This window comes from Collinsella sp. TM10-22 (assembly GCF_003466125.1).
Classification (GTDB): Bacteria; Actinomycetota; Coriobacteriia; order Coriobacteriales; family Coriobacteriaceae; genus Collinsella.
Genome location: NZ_QSOC01000002.1, coordinates 117,786 through 135,772, shown reverse-complemented (window position 1 = coordinate 135,772; position 17,987 = coordinate 117,786). Strand labels below are relative to the sequence as shown.

Genomic DNA, 17,987 nt, shown 5'->3' with positions numbered 1-17,987 from the left:
AAGCAAATAGTGAATCGACTACGACCGTGCGCCCTCGAGGAAGAAGCGGCGGCTAAAGTAGTTGTACCAGGTAACGAGGAACGTTGCGATGGCCTTCATGGCCTGGTAGCCGATGCTCAAAAACGTGACGCCCACAAACATGTACAGGTCGTTGAGGCCCAGGCCGATCACCGACAGGATGGTGAAGATCGTGAACTCGCGCTTGCGGCTCATGCCTTCGCGGTGGTCGAACACGTACTTCATGCTGAGCCAGTAGTTGACCACGACGGACGTGATAAACGAAACCGTGGTGCTCATCAAAAAGTCGAGGTGGAACAGCTCGACGAGCGCAATGAGCATGCCCCAGTCGATGCCAAAGGAGATAAGACCCACGACAGCAAACTTGAGGAACTGCTTGGTATGAGGTTGTGCCAGCGCCTTGCGCACGTAATCACATCCAATGCGTTGATGAATCGAGCAGAGGATACTTTAGAGCTTTTACAAGGGAAACGTAAGGTCTTTGCCAAGAACTATATGAACTCGCCAAATTTTCAAGAGCTAATCCGCAAACGTTGAAAATTTGCCCGTAAACGAGCGACACCACGGACGATACTGCGCTGAGTGCGCGTCGTCCGTGGGCGCCGTAATGCTGCAGGGGTTTCGAGCTATTTTGTCTCGTCGCCCTCCAGGAAGATTTTTCGGGTCACAAAGTTGTAGACCATGACAAGCGCGGTGGCGCAGATCTTGGCGATATTGGCCTCGAGTCCCAGGCCGGCGTTGAGTGTCAGCACGATACCGTCGTTGAGTGCCAGGCCGATTACGGACAGCACGACAAAGATGATGAACTCGCGGCGGCGGCTCATGCCTTCCTTGTGCGCAAACACGTACTTCATGCTTGCGAGGTAGTTAAAGATGAGTGAGATGATAAAGCCGCTGGTGTTGGCGATTAGGATGTTGAGGCCCAGACCGTAGTGGAGCAGATTCATAATGCCAAAGTCGATAACCGTGGCAATGACACCGACGACGCCAAATTTCATGATCTGCGCAAGGAGCTTTTGCATGGTACCTGCCTTAAGCCGGCGCCGGGGCGCCGTGGGGATGACAAACTCAGCAAGTTTAGCCAATCCCCGCGGGTGGTGCTAGGCGCGCTCCTCGATAGCACCGTTTCTATATGCATCGAGCAGCTGACGCAGGTCTTGGATTTGGCTGCGGATCTTGGCGCCAGTATCGGTGTCGCTCACCATGCGGCGACGGTCCGCTTGGTCAAAACGGTTGGTCTCGCTTTCGATGTCCACGTTGCGCGTGAGTGCCTCGGCAACCGTCGTAAAGGCCCGGTGCGACTTGAGGCGGCAGCCGCGTGAGCTCGAGATGAGCGTATAGCCGGCGATGCCCGTCTTGGGATGGTAAGCGCGGCAGAAGCCGCCATCGATGACCAACAGCTTGCCCTCGGCGCGGATGGGCTGCTCGCCCTTGGTGGTTTTAACGGGCGTGTGGCCGTTGATGATGTGGCCGGTCGGCGAGCATGCCATGGGCGCGACGCCAAACTCGCGCATGATATCATCGCAGACCGAGGGCGACTTGGTAAGCGTAAAGTACGGGTCCATCGGCTCGACCCAGGTGCTCTTATCGGCGATATAGGCGCGCTCAAAGGTACGCACCAGGCGTCCGCTGGCGGGTGAGCTAAAGCCAATCCACAGGTACCACATCCAGTCGAGAGCGTCGCGGTCGCCCACGCGCCAGGCGCGGCGGGCGATGTGGTCGCAAAAATCGAGATAATCGCGGCCAGCGTGCCATGTGCCCAGGCAGTTCATGCTGCTAAAGGTGCCGTCTTCGTTGAGCGGCACGCAGCCATGGAACAGCAGGTTGCCGTTGGCGACCTTGTACATCGAGCCGTGGGTGTAGAGGAAATCGATATGGCGATGCAGGTGATCGGCGGTGACAAACTCGGACACGAGCTTGTCGATGATGTGCTGCTCTTGGGGCGTGAGCGAATAGGGGTCCGCCGGGTCGACGGTGGGGAAGTCATTGGTCGTGAGCTGCCATACGCTGCCGTCGGCGAGCGTGACCGTGCCGGTGTCGTGATCGATCTTGTCGAGCAGCAGACGGTCGACCATATCGAACTCGGGGTGGCGCTGGATAATCTGACCCTCGAGCTTAAAGAGCAGCACATTGATGGCTTTGATGAGCGGGCTGATGGACTCGTCGGCGGTATAGGTGGCGTCGGCGAAGGCGACGAGCTCACGCAGCGAGATGCCGTAGTCGTTCTCGAGGATTTCGTAGTTGTCGTAGCGCAGGTTGTTGCGCAGCACCGTGGCGATGCAGGCGGGCTCGCCGGCTGCGGCGCCCATCCACAGCAGGTCGTGGTTGCCCCACTGGATGTCGAGTGAATGGTAGGTGAGCAGGCGGTCCATAATCTTGGCAGCGCCGCCGCCACGGTCGAAGATATCGCCCACCAGGTGCAGGTGGTCGACAGCCAGGCGCTTGATGAGCGAGGCAAGCGACTCGATAAAGTCGTCGGCGCTGGCGGTCTCCAGGATGGACTCCACGATGCGCTCGTGATAGCGCACGCGATAGTTGTTCTCGTCCGGGTGCGTGTGCAACAACTCGTCGATGATATAGGCGTAATCGCGTGGGATGGCCTTACGCACCTTGGAGCGCGTATAGCGGCTCGAAAGCGAGCGAGCGACCATAATGAGCTGGTCGAGCATTGTCTTGTACCAGGTGGGGGAATCCTCGTGCTGGCTGCGGACCAGCTTGATCTTCTCGCGCGGGTAGTAGATGAGCGTGCACAGCTCACCCTTTTCGTCAAAGGAGAGCGTTTCGCCAAAGATCTCGTCGACATGCTCGCGCACGACGCCCGAGCAGTTGTTGAGGATGTGCATAAAGGCTTCGTACTCGCCGTGCACGTCGCTCATAAAATGTTCGGTGCCCTTGGGTAGGTTGAGGATGGCCGAGAGGTTGATGATCTCGGTGAACGCGGATTGCTCGGTGGGGAACTGTCTCGACAGCAGGCGCAGATACTTAAAGTCTTGCGGATTGCGATCGAATGCGACCATGAAACACCTTCCGATGTGGTTGGTAAAACTGATAAACAGCGTCAAATGTTTATCAGTATGCGCCGCTTTTGTTTCGATTGGGGATAGGCGGCCGAATTGTTGGCCGAACGGTTTGATAAATCGATTTAGTTGAGGTAGATATGGCGGTTGGGTGGAGACGTAGGGTCGTTTTTACAGACGCATGCCGCTGGGGTCGATAGAGATGATGACGGTAAAGATGTTCACTACCTCTGGCTCTATTTGGTAAATAGTGAACATATGTACCGTATGTAGGCTCACTGTGCGATAATTTGCGCAGCAATGAGTAAGGAGCCTCATATGAGTGATTTTGTCCTGACCTGTGAATCTGCCGCCGACCGAACTCGGGAGTTCTTTGCGTCGCGCAATATCCCTGTCGTGTGTTTTCATTACGAGATCGACGATGTTGTCTATACGGACGATCTGTATCAGTCAATTACGCCGGACGAGTTTTTTGCCCAGATTGCCGCGGGTGCCATGCCCAAGACGTCTCAGGTGAGCGTGGGTGAGTATGAGGAGTTTTGGGAGCCGATTGTTGCCGAGGGTAAAGACGTGCTGCACCTGACGTTGTCGTCGGGTATTTCGGGCACGTATGGATCGGCCTGCGTTGCGGCACAGATGCTCGCGGATCGCTATCCTCAGGGCGGCAAGGTGCGCGTCATCGATTCGCTGGCGGCGTCTTCGGGCTTTGGCCTGTTGCTGGAATATGCCGCCGACGTGCGCGATAGCGGGGCTTCACTCGATGAGACGGCTGCCTGGATCGAGGAGCACAAGCTCAACCTGCACCACTGGTTCTTCTCGACCGATCTGTCGAGCTACCTGCGCGGCGGTCGCATTTCGGCTGCGAGCGCGATCATCGGCACGGCGCTTAAGATTTGCCCACTTATGACGGTCGATTGCGAAGGTAGGCTGTCGCCACGTGAAAAGATACGCACTAAGAAGCGCGCGATTTCCGAGATGGCTAAGACCATGTTGGCACACGTGCAGGACGGTGCGGATTATTCGGGTAAGTGCATCATGTCGCACTCGGCGTGCCGAGAGGATGCCGAGGCAGTTGCGGCTCTGATTGAGGAACAGGTTCCGCAGCTCAAAGGCAAGATTGAGATCAACAGTATCGGTGCTCTGATTGGTTCGCACACCGGGCCTGGTACGGTGGCGCTCTTCTTTATGGGCGACAAGCGCGTGGATTAATTTGCCCCATCACGTCGCCGCATGATTGCTCAAACGAAAACGGCCCGCCTCACGTTTGTGGGGCGGGCCAAGTTGTTTTGCTAGCGTTTCTTTCCGCGGAAGAAAAAGCCGTGTAGTGACGGCTTGAGGCCGCGGTTGGCGCGACGTTCCTCAACGCGCTCGTGGATCGAGGCGACGCGCTCGATGACCTCGTCGGGAATTGGCACGTCGGGATTCATATTCTCGACCTGACTGACCTCGGCGGCGGCGACCTGATCAATAATGGGTACATTTTCGCGCGAAATAACGGGCGTGGCGTCTTCCTTCATCTTGCGATAACGCTGCATCATGTCGGTCTGTAGCTGTTGTGCCGAAGGCGGCGTCCAGATGATGGCGTTGGCGCCGGCGGCGATGGTCTCGCGAATGCTTTCGGGCGTCTTGCCGCCCGGCGCGATGAGCGGCAGGTTGGGATAGTGCTCGCGCAGCTCGCGCAGGACCTGCGGCGTGTTCTTACCGGCTGCGATGTTGAGGATCTTGGCGCCGGCGCGCACTTTGGCGTGAGCATCGTCGTCGCAACGAACGACCGTGGCGATGACGGGGATGTCGGCGATGTTAGTGATGTGCTCGACCATCTCGGCGGTGGCGGGGGAGTTGACCACGCAGCCCGCCGCGCCCTGCATCTCGGAGACGGCTGCCATCTGCACGGAGCGCTTGCCGGTGGTGGTGCCACCGCCCACGCCTACAAAGACCGGGCACTCGGCGACGGTCAGCAGCGCCTGCGTAATGGCGGGCTGCGGCGTGAAAGGGTAGACCGCAAAGACAGCATCGGCATTGGAGTTGCGGATAACCGCGACATCGGTGGTGTAAATGAGTGACTTGATGCGGCGGCCAAAGAGCGTAAAGCCGCTGGCCTCCTCGATCTCATCGGGCATGCGGAGGGCCGCCTTGCGCAGACGCCCGTCGATGGGCAGCGGCTCCATGGGCAAAAGGCCATTGGGAGTTACGGCTACCTGGGGCTCGGTAAATTCGTCCGCAAGCTCGACCTCGGAAAAATCGACCGAGGCGACGATGTCCTCGTGAACCTCGGCGGGAACATCGATGGGGGCTTGGTCGTTTGTCGCGGTGGGCGTGTCGAAGGAGCTGGTGCCGACGAAGGCGTCGACGCGCTCGTTTAGATCGTTGAGGGTATCCATGGAGGCTCGATTCTATGTGATGACGGCCGGCAGGGTGCCGGCAGCGCTGTGCTTGCTAAATCGTTTGACGAGTTGATTTTTCCCCGCCGCGTCATCCGTTAGACCGAAGGGCCGGCGAACGTGAAGGAGCTGTGGTGGCGGGAATCGAGGTGCTATCTTGAAAGTCCCGTATGCAAAAGAAAGGTGACGCGGTATGGAATTCTCGGCAATGTTGGGCTCGATTGGCCTGTGTGTGGGCGCAATCGTTGCCGCCGCGGTCATCTACTTTGTGGTCACGGCCATTAAGGGTAAAAGGGCCGAACGCAAGGAGCGCGCGATGCTTAAACAGCATCGCGACCAGCAGGGCAAACGCGCACGGAGATAGCTTGTTGAGTTTTGGATCCGCGCGCTAGCTGCGTTTTCGGATCAGGGCAATGTAGAAGCCCTCAAAGTCGCGGCTAGGCGGAATGGTGAGCGTGCCGGGCATACCGTTGGCGACGGACGAGACATGGCCGGCGGCGATGGCCTCGGTGAGGGCGTTGGACTCGATACGTGGCTCCTTACCAGCTTCCTGGGCGCGGCGTGCCTCACTTTCGCTTGGCGTGCCGTCGAGGGGGATGAGCTCGCAGTCCATATGCTTGTCGAGGGCCTCTTGCAGGGCATCCTCGTTTTCCTGCGGCAAGATCGAACAGGTTGAATAGACCAGCGTGCCACCCGGTTTGAGGGCCCCCAAGGCGCGGTCCAGAAGCGCGCGCTGCGAGCGGGCGCATTTGTTGAGCAACTGCTCGGTGAGGCCGCGTAGGCTCTTTTCGTTGTCGCTGATAACGGTGCCCGTGCCGGTGCAGGGGGCGTCGAGCAGGATACGGTCAAAGCGGAAGAACTCGTCAAGCTCGCGCGCGTCAATGCGCATGACAGGCACGTTTTTGGCGCCTTGGCGGCCCAAGTTGGCCTCAAGCTTTTCGGCGCGGGGAATGCTCATCTCGCAGGCCGTGAGGTGTGCCTGTCCCTGGGTGAGGGCGGCGATCTGCGTCGTCTTGCCGCCAGGGGCTGCGCACATGTCCAGGATGTCCTCGCCTGCCTGGGCGCCCAGGACCAACGGCGGCATCATGGACGACAGGCTCTGCAGATAGATTTTGCCGTCGCGGTAGATGTCGAGGTCCCACAGATCGGATACCTGAGCCTCGGGCAGGATAAAGGCGTCTGGGTACCAGGCGACGGGGTTGTGGGCGATGCCGGCTGCGTCGAGCGCCGCAGCGATGTCCTCGGCTGTTGCCTTGAGCGTGTTGGCGCGCAGCGTGACCGGGCGTGCGGCTGCGGCGCCAAAGCCTTCGATCATGAGGTCGGCATCGGCGGGCGCATAGGCGCCGGCGACCGTGTCGACCATAAAGCGCGGCAGGTCGACGGCGCAGGGAAGGGCGGCAAGCTGGTCGGAAAGCTCGGTGGCAGCAAACTGCCTAAGCTTGAGCTCAGGCTTAACCTGCTTTTTCTGCTTACGACGACGCGGCTTAGACATCCGTCTTTCCTTCCTGTTCCACTCAAGTAGTCAATTTGGGACGGGGCTTTTTTAGCTATCCCGTCTGTTTTGGCAAGCGCTGCAGCCAAGGATGGGACGGGTAGCTAAAAAAGCCCCGTCCCAAATTGACTACTGCGCCTTGCCGGTTGTCTAGTACTGGCTCTCGTGCTTGCTGAAGAAGTCGAAGCGCGGGGGCAGCGGCTTCACGCGGTGCTCGCCGGGCTTCTCGCCCAGGCTCTCCACAAACTCGTCCGTGGAGGCAAAGATGTTATCCCAGCTAAAGAAGGCGACCGGGTCGACGTCGAAGTACTCGCAGATGAGCTCGCAGCCGGCCGGCACAATGCCGTGCATGAGGACGGTCGCCACGCGCAGCTCGGTAAAGGCGTCGATGAGGGCCTGCGTCATGGCTGCGTTGGCCTCGGCGCCCTCGAGCTTGTTGGCGGCCTTGGAGGCGTCGCTCCAGCGCTTGTTGGCGGCACGCAGGTAGTCGTCGCACACGGCGAGCGCGCGGTGTGTCTCGAACTTGTACATGGCCTGCTCAAAGGCAAGGGCGGCCTGCTCGGCAGCCTCGACCACGGCGGCAGAGGCCGCGCCGGCAGGAATGCAGCCGTTGCGATAGGGGCTCTCGTCGCCTTCCTTGACGGCAACGCCGTAGAAGCAGCTGCGGGCCAGGCGGTTGAACACGCCGGTCAGCAGCGCGCTCTCCTTAAGGGCCGGGTCGATAACGCGCTTGTCGTCGCAGGCGCGCACCTCGTTGCCGTCCTTGTCCTTGCCGGTCACGCGCGTGTCGTATGCCTTGGGGCTAAAGCTCACCGGCTTCTCGGACAGGCCGAGCGACAGCCAATGCGCGCGCATCTGCTCGCAGGTGTAGTGGTTGAGCAGATCGTCTGCCGGCGGGGGAGGCGTCTGCGAGGACGAGCTGGCCTTTTTGCCCATGTAGAGCAGGTGGTAGCAGGCACTGACGGTGCTCTGCGTGAGGTCCCAACCCAGGGCCTCCCACATGGCGGTCTGCGCGATGCAGTAGAAGTAGATGTTGTCCTGACCGATGAACTGGTAGATCTGAGCGTCGTCAGAGCACCACCAGTCGCGCCAGTCGAGCGAGCTGTGCTGGTAGGTGGGCACGGGGACCTGCGTGGAATCGGCGGCTGGCTCGCCCATGAGGGCGGCATCCTGGGCGGCAACGCCCTCGGTCACGCCGGCGGCTTTGGCATCGCGCGCGAGCACGGTACGCGTATAGCTGATGGGCGCCCACAGGCTCTCGGGCCAGCACCAGCAGGTGACGTCGGAGACGCCATCGACCTCGGGCACCGGAACGCCCCAGTCGATGTTGCCGGTGATGCGGAAGGGCACGAGCGCCTTGCCGCTGCGGAAGCGCACGCCACCGTTGGCGAGTACTGCGTGGGCATCGTCGCGCTCCTTCCAGCTGGGGAAGGTGACGGTAAAGCTGCTCTTGTTGCCCTCGGGCTCCAGCACGGTGTGCTCGGGAAGCTGATCCTCGACGGCATCGAAGGCCTCGCGGAACTTATTCTGAATGTAGAGCTGAGCCGGCAGCAGCCATTCCTCCATGGTCTTGGAGACCACGGAGCGAACCTGCGGGTTCTGGGCGAGCTTGGCGGTATAGGTCTTCATAAAGTCGAGGTAGGCCGGCAGGTCAAAGTAGAGGTTGTCGACCGGGCGCAGCTCGGGCACCTCGCCGGTGAGCTGGCTCTTGGGCGCGATGAGTTCCTCGGGCTCAAACTGGTGGCCCAGGTCGCACTCGTCGGCATAGGCCTTCTCGGACTTGCAGCCCTGAATGGGGCAGCGGCCGATCACCTGGCGGCCGTTGAGGAACGTGCCGGCCTTGGCGTCGTAGAACTGCAGCGTGGAGCGCTTGGAGATGGTGCCCTGCTCGTGCAGGCGCTCGATAATCTCGGCGGTAACCTCGTTGTGAATCTGCGCGGCAGGCTCAAGACCCGAGCCGCCGTAGATATCGCAGCTGATGTTGTAGTTGTTGAGGGTCGCGGCCTGGCGGGAGTGATTGGACTCGACGTACTCGGCGATGGACTTGTCGTAGCCTTCGTTCTCCTTGAGCTTGCGGTAGCTCTCCATGATGGGCGAGCCGTAGCAGTCGGTGCCCGAGGTGAAGATGACGTTCTCGCGGCCCAGGCGGTCGCGCAGGAAGCGGGCGAAGAAGTCGGCCGGGACAAAGACGCCGCCGACGTGGCCAAAGTGCAGGCCCTTGTTGCCGTAGGGCTCGCCAGCGGTAACGATGGCGCGGCGCGGCCAGCTGGGACGGTCGTTCATGGAGTATTTAGATGCCATGGGACTCCTTCGCATAGGTGAAAGCGCGGCCGGCGCAAGGCCTGGCGGCGCGGTGGTCAATTCGTGCATATCGTTCGACATTATCGCACATGCGGGTAGGTGCGTGGCAGGGGCGCTATCCTAAGATGCTATGAATGAGATTTCCAACATACATGCGTTTGAGGACGAGGATTTTCTGCACGCCTGCTTCGTGTGGGGGATGGCCGTGCTTGGCGTATTTGCCGTGTGCTTGGTGCCGGTGTTTATGCTGCTGGGCGGGCCTGCGGACTTGGATGCGGCTGAAGCGGGCGGCTGGACGGGAGTCGTGGGCTGGATAGTCGGCTTAGCTGCGGTTTCGGCGGCGGCATTTGCCGTGCACGAGCTGTTACACGCCGCGTTTTTTAAGCTGTTGGCGCCTGCGGGCGCGCATGTGACCTTTGGGGCGAATCGCGAGACGGCGATGATCTACGCCTGTGCCGAGGGCGTTGTGTATTCGCGCCGGCGCTACATTGCCATTTGCCTGGCGCCCACGGTGATCCTGACGGCGGCGTTTGCCTTGGGGTTTGCATTTTCGGGCTATCCGCTGCTGTGCTACCTGGCGGCTGGCCTGCATTTGTCGGGCTGTGTGGGCGACTGGTATTACGTGTGGACCATTTTGCGCGACCGCCGCATTGCCGCCTGCGAGGACACGTCCTTTGGCGTACGCTTTTTCGCAAAGTAGTCTTTTTGGGACGGGGCTATTTTGACTACTTTCCTGTTGATGCGGGTATTTGGAACTGCTTTACATCAAAAGTAGTCAAAATTGCCCCGTCCCAAAAAGACTACCTGGGCAAAGATTGGGAGGAGATGTCCATGAAGCCGTTGTTGCTGCATGCTTGCTGCGCGCCGTGCTCGCTTGAGCCGGTTCGCCTGCTGCGCGAGGAGGGGTTTGAGCCCACGATCTGCTGGACTAACCCCAATATTCAGCCGCACGATGAATGGCGGCGGCGTCTGGACGAGCTGCGCCGGTGGTGTGCCGACGGCGACATCGAGCTTATCGAGGCCGGAGAGGACCGTGAGCGCTGGGAGGCCGGCGTGGCCCCGCTGGGCGCCGATCGGCCCCGTCGCTGTCGCACGTGCTATGCCCTACGCCTGGCCGAGGCATGCCGTGTGGCTCAGGAGCGCGGGTTTGAATATGTAGGCACGACGCTCGCTGTCTCGCCCTATCAGCTGTTCGAAACGTGCAATGATGTGCTCGAGCGCCTGGCTGCCGCCCGCGGGCTCACGCCGGTGATTCGCGATTTTCGCCCGTATTATCCCGAGGCCACGCGTCGTTCGCGCGAGCTGGGCATGTATCGGCAGAACTACTGTGGCTGCCGCTTTTCGGCCGTCGAGGCGGCCATGGACCGCGCCCGCATCCGTGACGAGCGCAAAGCTTCCAAATAGTAGTTCTTTTGAGCTGGCAGCCTGCTAGGATGTAGAGCGGACTTTAGCTATATAAGGAGAATCCGACGTGTCTATGCGTACTGATGATTTTGACTATAACCTGCCCGAAGAGCTCATCGCCCAGGCTCCTGCCGAGCCGCGTGACTCCTGCCGCCTGCTGGTGGTGAATCGCAAGGGATCTGAGGCGGGAACGCCGCTGGAGCACGGCGGTACCGTTGAGCACCGTATCTTCCGTGACATCATCGACTATATCGAGCCGGGCGACGTACTCGTCATCAATCAGACGCGCGTGATGCCGGCCCGTCTGATCGGTCGCAAGGCGGGCTCGGGCGGCGTGGTCGAGACGCTGCTGCTTAAGCGCCGCGAGGACGTGGATCCACTGGGTCACGTGTGGGAGTGCCTGGTTAAGCCTGGCAAGCGTCTGAAGCCCGGCGCTCAGATTGAGTATCGTGCCGGTGGCGCCCATGCGCCCGAGGGGGCTCCCGTGGTGCTGACGGCTGAGGTCGTCGACTTTGTTACCGATAGCCGCGGCGGACGCCTGGTGCGATTTGAGCCGGCCGGTTGCAATGCCGCCGGCGACCCGCGCACGCTCGACGAGGCCATCCATGCTGCCGGCCACGTGCCGCTGCCGCCCTACATTACCGATTACGAGGGCGATCCCGAGAAGTACCAGACCGTCTATGCCATGAAGGAGGAGCACTCGGCTGCCGCCCCCACGGCGGGCCTGCACTTTACCCCCGAGCTCATGGCTGCTATCGAGGCCAAGGGTGCGAAGTTCGCCGCTGTCGAGCTCGAGGTGGGCATCGATACCTTCCGTCTGGTGGAGGAGGACGACCCCACGCAGCACGTCATGCACACCGAGCGCTACCACGTGTCGCAGGAGGTTGTCGACGCCGTGCACAAGGCCAAGGCCGAGGGTCATCGTGTGATTGCCGTCGGCACCACCGCAGTGCGTTCGCTCGAAAGCGCCTTTGATGCGGATGCCCCGGTGTTCGATCCGGCTGTGACGGCGCGCTATTTTGAAGGCCGCGAGGACGGCGCCGACACGCTCGGCCGCGGTGACATCGTGGTGCGCGAGAATGCGACGACGCAGCTCTACCTCATGCCCGGCTCGACCTATCACGTGGTCGACGCGCTGATCACGAACTTCCACGTGCCGCGCTCTACGCTCATGATGCTCGTGAGCGCGCTTGCCTCCCGCGACCAGATCATGGATGCCTACGCCGCCGCCATCGAGGAGCGTTACCGCTTCTTCAGCTTTGGCGACGCGATGCTCATTTGTTAGTTACGCGGTTCTACGAACCGCGTAACCACCTGACGCTGCCAAAGCATCGGCCTTGCCTTGGCTGTCAATGTGGCACTCATTGGGGACGTACTTAAATGAGTACCTGCGGAATGAGAGTGGATAATCTCCCGTTTTTGGCCCTTCTGCGGGCTCAAAGTGGGAGATTATCCACTCTCATCATTGATTAGTCGTTGGGGACGTTCTTGTTTGACTGGTCGTTTAAGAACGTCCCCAAAGACTATCGGTGCCCTGCCTACTTGCTTGCGAACAGCCAGACTAGGATGATCACCAGGATTGCGGCGACGATGCAGACGATGGCGCCGGTGAATTTGATGCGGGAGTCGCGGGTACGCTCGCGCACCGCGTCCTCGGCGGCCTCGAGCTGGGCGACTTCTCGCTCGGTCTCGGCGTGCTCGGCTTTGTCTCGGGCCAAGGATCCTGCAAGCGACTCAGTGATCTCTGGGTGGTCGTGCACCTCGGTCGCCTGTTCGATGATCGACTGCGCATGTGCGGCATCTGCTTGGGCATTGGCGATGGTCTGCTCCTGGTCACGGCGTGCCTTGTCCTCGGCAGTGATCTTCTCGCGCAGCTCGCGCTGACGAGTCGCGGCGGCCGTTTTCGCCGTCTGCAGCTCGTCGCGCGCGGCATCGGCTTCGGTCGTCACGGCTTGGTGCGCGCGCTTTGCGTCGGCGATAGGGGCTTGAGCCTGCTCGACGGCCTGCTCGGCTGCGGCAAGCGAGTGCTCAAGGTCGGCGGTGATACGCGGGACATCTTCTTCGGCTTTACGCAGGGCATCTGCCGTGTCGGAGATCTGCATCGAGAGCTCGCTGGTGCGCACCGTATAGTTGGCGGGATTTGCCGAGGGATTGCGTTGCAGCTCGGCATACTCATGACGCAGCGTCTCGAGCTGGGCGCGCGTGGCGTCGACGGTTTGTTGTGCGGCCGCAATGCCGGCGTCTCGCTCGGTCTTCACCTTGTCGCGGATGCGCTTGGAATCCTCAAGACGTCGAACGAGGCGGTTGCCGGTCTCGCGCGAGCTCGCCTCGCGGGCCTCCACGGCGTCGAGCGCGGCCTTCAAGCGGAGTTCAGTCGCGTCATCCTCTGTCTTCATTTGTTCGAGCTGGCCCTTGAGCTCTGTCGCCTTGGCGGCGTGGGCATCACGGTCAATCTCAGCGGCCGCTGCAGTCTTTTGGGCCGTGGCAATCGCTTGGCGCTGGTCGGCGACGATCTGGTCGTAGCGGCCTGCGATATCCTGGCGCGTCTCGAGTTCCTCGGCCTGATCGGCAATGCGCTGCTCAAGTTCGGCCAAGTGGGCGCGGGCGTCGGAAAGTGCCTTTTTCGCGGCGTTCATCTCACGCATGGCCGAGGCGCCCTGGGCGATAAAGGTACCCACGGCGTTCGCAGTGTTCGAGACAGCGGTCCCCAGATCGCGGCTCGCGGCAGGGGAATGCGGGGCGGTCGGGCGAGCGGTGTCGGCATCATCCGCATCGGCAGCCTGCGGCGCGGCGATATTGCCGGTACCGCCCTCGACCACAGAAAAGCCTGCTGCGTGCGGATCGACCGCGTCGGCGCCAATCGTGGGGTGCTCGAGCTGCAGAAACGAGGGCATGGTGCTACCCTGGTCGGCGACCGGAGTCTCGCCGGGCACGAAGGTCGAGGCCGCCTCGGCGGCCTCCTCTTCCTCGGCGTCCACGTCGGCATCGGCGACGGCGTCTTTCATCGCTTTGACAGCATCCATCATGGAGTCCATGACGGCATCGAGCTCTTCTTCCGAAGACACCTCGATGGGGCCCGCCGCCTGTGGTGCGGGTCCCGTGTCGGGTTCGGCATGGCTCAGCTCCGGCTGCTCGCTTTCGTCATGCTCGACAGTATCGTCTGTGTCTGTTGCCTTGTCTGCACCGGCGTGCGCATCGGTGGAGGCGTCGACGCAGGTAGGAGTATCGCAGTCGTCGACGGCGTCTGCTGAATCATCAATATGCTGTTGAGTCTGGGGGTCCAGCTCGTCTGTCATAGGCATGTGCTCCTCATCGTTGTTTGTCACCCTATGATAAAGTTTCGCGCCGACATCCCACGCGCCGCAGCAAAGTTTCAAAACGTGTTCGATGGCTCGATCTGATAACAATAACTCGGCCGCTTTATCCAGTTTTTACTTGACAATCCCTTCGCCGAACGACGTGGTGCCGTTCGCCTACCGCGGTCTTTTATTTTCGCTTGAACACGCTAAAGTTACATTCCAGCTTTTGGCGCGTGAATTTGGATGCGCGCAGTCGGCGGGCGTGTCCGCCGCGATTTGAAAGGACTTTATATGGGACTTTTCACTGGTAAGACCGTAATCGTCACCGGCGGCGGCAAGGCCACGCTTAAGGACGGCTCCGCTGGCTCCATCGGCTACGGCATCGATATCGCATTTGCCAAGGAGGGCGCAAACCTCGTCATTACCGGCCGCAACGTTGCCAAGCTCGAGGCCGCCAAGGAGTCCCTCGAGGCGGAGTACGGCGTCAAGGTGCTGCCTGTTCAGGCCGATGTCTCGGCTGGTCAGGACAACGAGGCCGTCGTGCAGAACGTTATCGACAAGGCGATTGAGGAGTTCGGTCGCATCGACGCCGTCGTCAACAACGCTCAGGCCAGCGCTTCGGGTGTGACCATCGCCGACCACACTATGGACCAGTTCAACCTGGCCATTTACTCTGGCCTGTATGCCACCTACCTGTACATGCAGAAGGCCTATCCGCACCTGAAGGAGACCAAGGGCTCCGTGGTCAACTTTGCCTCGGGCGCCGGCCTGTTTGGCAACTATGGCCAGTGCAGCTATGCTGCCGCCAAGGAGGGCATCCGCGGCCTGACCCGCGTCGCCGCCAACGAGTGGGGTCCCGACGGCATCAACGTCAACATCGTGTGCCCGCTTGCTTGGACTGCTGCGCTCGAGAACTTCCAGGATGCCTATCCCGAGGCGTTCAAGGCCAACGTCCACATGCCGCCGGCGGGCCACTACGGCGACGTCGAGAAGGAGATCGGCCGCGTGGTCGTTCAGCTCTGCGGCCCCGACTTTAAGTACATGAACGGCGAGACTGTCACCCTCGAGGGCGGCATGGGCCAGCGGCCGTAGGGTTACGCGGTTTTACCAAACTGCGTAACAGCTCGACGCTGCGCGGGCCGCATTTGGACAATCTGACGTTCAACTTCAAGGGCGCGACCAGAAGGTCAGCGCCCTTTCGTTTCACGTCACCTTGCCTCAAATGCGGCCCGCTCGCTGACTTATGCTCAACCTGCGGCGCCATTTTGCTTGAAGGCACCTTGCTCACTTTGGCGGGTTTTCGCTGGATGTAGTCGTTGGGGACGTTCTTAAATGACTAGTCGAAAGGGACGCTCTTGCCGGCACTTGGGGACAGTCCCTGAGTGCCGGCAGATTGGGGCGCTCCTTTGTCAGGCTGCCCTGAAGACTGTCCCCAACAGCTAGTCGTTTAAGAACGTCCCCAACGACTAGTCGTTTAATGCATCAGTTTCTGTCGAGTCGGTGCTTCTTGCGGGTTGCCCGTATAATGGTTTGCGTATGAGCCGCAACCAAGGAGTTCCAGTTTATGGATCAAAACCTGTTTAAATTCGACCTGATCGCCGAGGATCCGACGACGCACGCGCGTGCCGGTGTGCTGCACACCCCGCACGGTGACATCGAGACACCGATCTTTATGCCCGTGGGCACCAAGGCAAACGTCAAGGGCATCCCCACCGAGACCGTCAAGCAGCTCGGTGCGCAGATCGTGCTCGCCAACACCTACCACCTGTCTATGCGTCCCGGCGAGGACACCATCGCCGAGCTGGGCGGACTGCACAAGTTTATGAACTGGTATGGTCCCATCCTCACCGATTCGGGCGGCTTCCAGGTGTTCAGCCACAACGACGCCGTCAAGCTCACCGACGAGGGCGTGCGCTTTATCGTCAACGATTACGACGGCCGCCACGTGTTCTGGACGCCCGAGGACAACATGGAAATCGCCATGAAGCTTGGCTCCGACATCTGCATGCAGCTCGACCAGTGCCCGGGCTATCCCGCCACGCGCGCCTACGTTGAGCGCGCCGTTGAGCTGTCGAGCATGTGGGCCGAGCGCTGCTATAAGGCTCACACCCGCGATGACCAGGCGCTCTTTGGCATCGTTCAGGGCGGTATGCACCTGGACCTGCGCCTTCGCTCGCTGCGCCATCTGGAGGAGTGCGGCGATTTTCCGGGTTATGGCATCGGCGGCTACTCGGTGGGCGAGGACCACGAGACCATGTTCGAGACGCTGGCGCCGCTGGCTTCCGAGTACATGCCTAAGCACAAGCCGCGCTACCTGATGGGCGTCGGCAACCCCACCACCCTCGTGCGCGGCGTGGGCGTGGGCATCGACATGTTCGACTGCGTGCTGCCGACGCGTACCGGCCGCATGGGCACGGCGTTTTCGAGCGAGGGTCGCCTCAACTTCCGCAATGCCCGCTTTGCGCACGACGACGGCCCCATCGATCCCACCTGCACCTGCCCGGTATGCACGGGCGGCTACAGCCGTGCGCTCATCCGCCACATGGTCACGCAAAAGGAGATGCTCGGCGGCATTTTGCTCTCGATGCACAACATCTACTACTTGCTCAACCTTATGCAGCAGGCTCGTCAGGCCATTATCGAGGGCCGTTACGGTGCGTTTGTGAGCGACTGGCTGAACAGCCCTGCGGCGGTGGATTACTAAGAGCTCCGGGCTCGCTTACGAGCTGTTCGCGGCCGGCGCCGGGCATTGCATTCGCTGGCATCGGCTGCGCGACCGCTGACCGATGGCTTGCAAGCACTTGATGCATCGTGGGTACCATACCGAATGGTTGATGTTCGGGCGGGTGTTTGGCGCATGGCGTCGACCCCGCCCGTTTTCTTTTTCTCGATAGGAGTACCCATGATTAAAAATGAGAACGTCGAGGGCGAGCCTGCCTACGACGAGACGTACCGCCGCGGTCCCGTGGTCATGCGCGGCCCCATGATTCCTAAGGACAACACCTACGCCAACCTGCTGGCACCCGAGGAGTCGACCGACTGGCTGCATGCCGATCCGTGGCGTGTACTGCGCATTCAGGCCGAGTTTGTCGACGGCTTTGGCGCGCTTGCCGAGCTCGGACCTGCGGTGACCATCTTCGGTAGCGCCCGCACGCCCAAGACCGATCCGCTCTACAAAGCGGCACGTACCGTCGGGCGCAAGATCGCGCAACGTGGCGTGGCGGTCATCACAGGTGGCGGCCCCGGCATCATGGAGGCAGCCAATAGGGGAGCGGCGAGCGCCAACGGCAAATCGGTCGGCTTGGGGATCGAGCTCCCGCACGAGCACGGGCTCAACAAATACGTGAACTTGGGCATGGACTTCCGTTACTTCTTTGTGCGCAAGACCATGTTCGTCAAATACAGCTCGGGCGCCATCGTGTTCCCCGGCGGTTTTGGTACGCTCGACGAGATGTTCGAGGTCCTTACGCTGGTGCAGACGCACAAGGTCAAGCGCATGCCGCTCGTGCTGGTGGGCAGCGAGTACTGGCAGGGCCTGTTCGACTGGCTCAACGGCCCGGTGATGGACGCCGGTATGATCAGTCCGCTCGATCCGGATCTAGTACACATTACCGACGACCTCAACGAAGCCGTCGACATTGCGCTCAGCGGGTTGATGTAGAGCAATCGTGCCCACCGCGACATGAATATGCATGGCAATCTGATGCTTTCTAACGTCAGGTTGCCATTTATATTGGGTATACTGATGCAAAAGACGAGGGCGAGGAGGTCGCGTATGTCTACTGCAACGGTTAAGCCTACGACGGTTCGCATCGAAGAGGGGCTCAAGGAGCAGGCGACCGAGTTCTTGGATTCGGTCGGCCTCAGCCTCAATTCCTATCTCAATCTTGCCGTTCGGCAGCTTGTAAATCAGCGAAAGATTCCTTTTGAGATTGTAGGAAGGGCGGAGGTGCCCAACGAGGCGACGAGGCGTGCCATGGTGATCGCCGAGGCTCATGAATTGGGGATTCTGCCAGACGACAGCCCGTCATTCAATAACGCTGATGAGCTTATATCATTCCTCGATGAGGGCTAG

16 protein-coding genes are annotated in these 17,987 nt (G+C 60.8%); 9 read left to right on the top strand and 7 right to left on the bottom strand.

Annotated features, from left to right (window positions below; all coding sequences use genetic code 11):
* Positions 1-18: 18 nt before the first annotated feature.
* The 3 genes from DXD94_RS02580 to DXD94_RS02570 form a co-directional block, all read right to left on the bottom strand.
* On the bottom strand, positions 19-426 hold the full coding sequence (locus DXD94_RS02580) for a GtrA family protein (protein ID WP_022095123.1): 408 nt from the start codon (positions 424-426) through the stop codon (positions 19-21).
* A 218-nt stretch (positions 427-644) separates the two neighbouring features.
* A complete protein-coding gene (locus tag DXD94_RS02575; RefSeq protein WP_006235398.1) occupies positions 645-1,040 on the bottom strand; it encodes a GtrA family protein in 396 nt (131 codons plus the stop codon).
* Between the two features lie 78 nt (positions 1,041-1,118).
* On the bottom strand, positions 1,119-3,035 hold the full coding sequence (locus DXD94_RS02570) for a fructose-1,6-bisphosphatase (RefSeq protein WP_117763143.1): 1,917 nt from the start codon (positions 3,033-3,035) through the stop codon (positions 1,119-1,121).
* A 318-nt stretch (positions 3,036-3,353) separates the two neighbouring features.
* Here DXD94_RS02570 and DXD94_RS02565 point away from each other — a divergent pair, with 318 nt between their 5' ends.
* Entirely contained in the window at positions 3,354-4,244 is an 891-nt protein-coding gene (locus tag DXD94_RS02565; RefSeq protein WP_117734466.1) for a DegV family protein, read from the top strand.
* A gap of 80 nt (positions 4,245-4,324) precedes the next feature.
* Here the strand turns inward: DXD94_RS02565 and DXD94_RS02560 are convergent, their stop codons facing one another.
* Positions 4,325-5,416, bottom strand: coding sequence for a hypothetical protein (locus DXD94_RS02560; RefSeq protein WP_117734467.1), 1,092 nt, complete (start codon positions 5,414-5,416; stop codon positions 4,325-4,327).
* 193 nt (positions 5,417-5,609) lie between these two features.
* Between DXD94_RS02560 and DXD94_RS09630 the strand changes: the two genes are divergently transcribed.
* Positions 5,610-5,780 carry a hypothetical protein gene (locus tag DXD94_RS09630; RefSeq protein ID WP_158557554.1) on the top strand — a complete coding sequence of 57 codons (171 nt, stop codon included), beginning with the start codon at positions 5,610-5,612 and terminating at the stop codon, positions 5,778-5,780.
* A 24-nt stretch (positions 5,781-5,804) separates the two neighbouring features.
* On the opposite strand, the gene DXD94_RS02555 is transcribed toward DXD94_RS09630, so the two are convergent.
* Positions 5,805-6,908, bottom strand: a complete 1,104-nt coding sequence (locus DXD94_RS02555; protein WP_117763142.1) for an RsmB/NOP family class I SAM-dependent RNA methyltransferase — start codon at positions 6,906-6,908, stop codon at positions 5,805-5,807.
* 150 nt (positions 6,909-7,058) lie between these two features.
* Positions 7,059-9,209 (bottom strand): class I tRNA ligase family protein, encoded by a 2,151-nt coding sequence (locus tag DXD94_RS02550; RefSeq protein ID WP_117734469.1) that lies wholly within the window; start codon positions 9,207-9,209, stop codon positions 7,059-7,061.
* A gap of 130 nt (positions 9,210-9,339) precedes the next feature.
* Here DXD94_RS02550 and DXD94_RS02545 point away from each other — a divergent pair, with 130 nt between their 5' ends.
* The 3 genes from DXD94_RS02545 (at position 9,340) to queA (ending at position 11,898) form a co-directional block, all read left to right on the top strand.
* The gene (locus tag DXD94_RS02545; RefSeq protein ID WP_117763141.1) at positions 9,340-9,909 is read left to right on the top strand and encodes a DUF3267 domain-containing protein; all 570 of its coding nucleotides are present in this window, start codon (positions 9,340-9,342) and stop codon (positions 9,907-9,909) included.
* Between the two features lie 131 nt (positions 9,910-10,040).
* Positions 10,041-10,613, top strand: a complete 573-nt coding sequence (locus DXD94_RS02540; RefSeq protein WP_117734471.1) for an epoxyqueuosine reductase QueH — start codon at positions 10,041-10,043, stop codon at positions 10,611-10,613.
* Positions 10,614-10,686: 73 nt separating this feature from the next.
* A complete protein-coding gene (gene queA / locus DXD94_RS02535) occupies positions 10,687-11,898 on the top strand; it encodes a tRNA preQ1(34) S-adenosylmethionine ribosyltransferase-isomerase QueA (RefSeq protein ID WP_117742995.1) in 1,212 nt (403 codons plus the stop codon).
* A 253-nt stretch (positions 11,899-12,151) separates the two neighbouring features.
* Here queA and DXD94_RS02530 read toward each other — a convergent pair whose 3' ends face one another.
* A complete protein-coding gene (locus DXD94_RS02530; RefSeq protein WP_117763140.1) occupies positions 12,152-13,909 on the bottom strand; it encodes a hypothetical protein in 1,758 nt (585 codons plus the stop codon).
* Positions 13,910-14,203: 294 nt separating this feature from the next.
* On the opposite strand from DXD94_RS02530, the gene DXD94_RS02525 reads away from it, so the two are divergent.
* From DXD94_RS02525 to DXD94_RS02510, 4 genes are all read left to right on the top strand, one after another.
* Positions 14,204-15,004, top strand: a complete 801-nt coding sequence (locus tag DXD94_RS02525; RefSeq protein WP_035137314.1) for an SDR family NAD(P)-dependent oxidoreductase — start codon at positions 14,204-14,206, stop codon at positions 15,002-15,004.
* Positions 15,005-15,476: 472 nt separating this feature from the next.
* A complete protein-coding gene (gene tgt, locus DXD94_RS02520) occupies positions 15,477-16,616 on the top strand; it encodes a tRNA guanosine(34) transglycosylase Tgt (RefSeq protein WP_117763139.1) in 1,140 nt (379 codons plus the stop codon).
* Positions 16,617-16,814: 198 nt separating this feature from the next.
* Positions 16,815-17,573: a TIGR00730 family Rossman fold protein gene (locus DXD94_RS02515; RefSeq protein ID WP_117734475.1), complete on the top strand. Its 759-nt coding sequence runs from the start codon at positions 16,815-16,817 to the stop codon at positions 17,571-17,573.
* 114 nt (positions 17,574-17,687) lie between these two features.
* Positions 17,688-17,987, top strand: a complete 300-nt coding sequence (locus tag DXD94_RS02510) for a type II toxin-antitoxin system RelB/DinJ family antitoxin (RefSeq protein ID WP_117734476.1) — start codon at positions 17,688-17,690, stop codon at positions 17,985-17,987.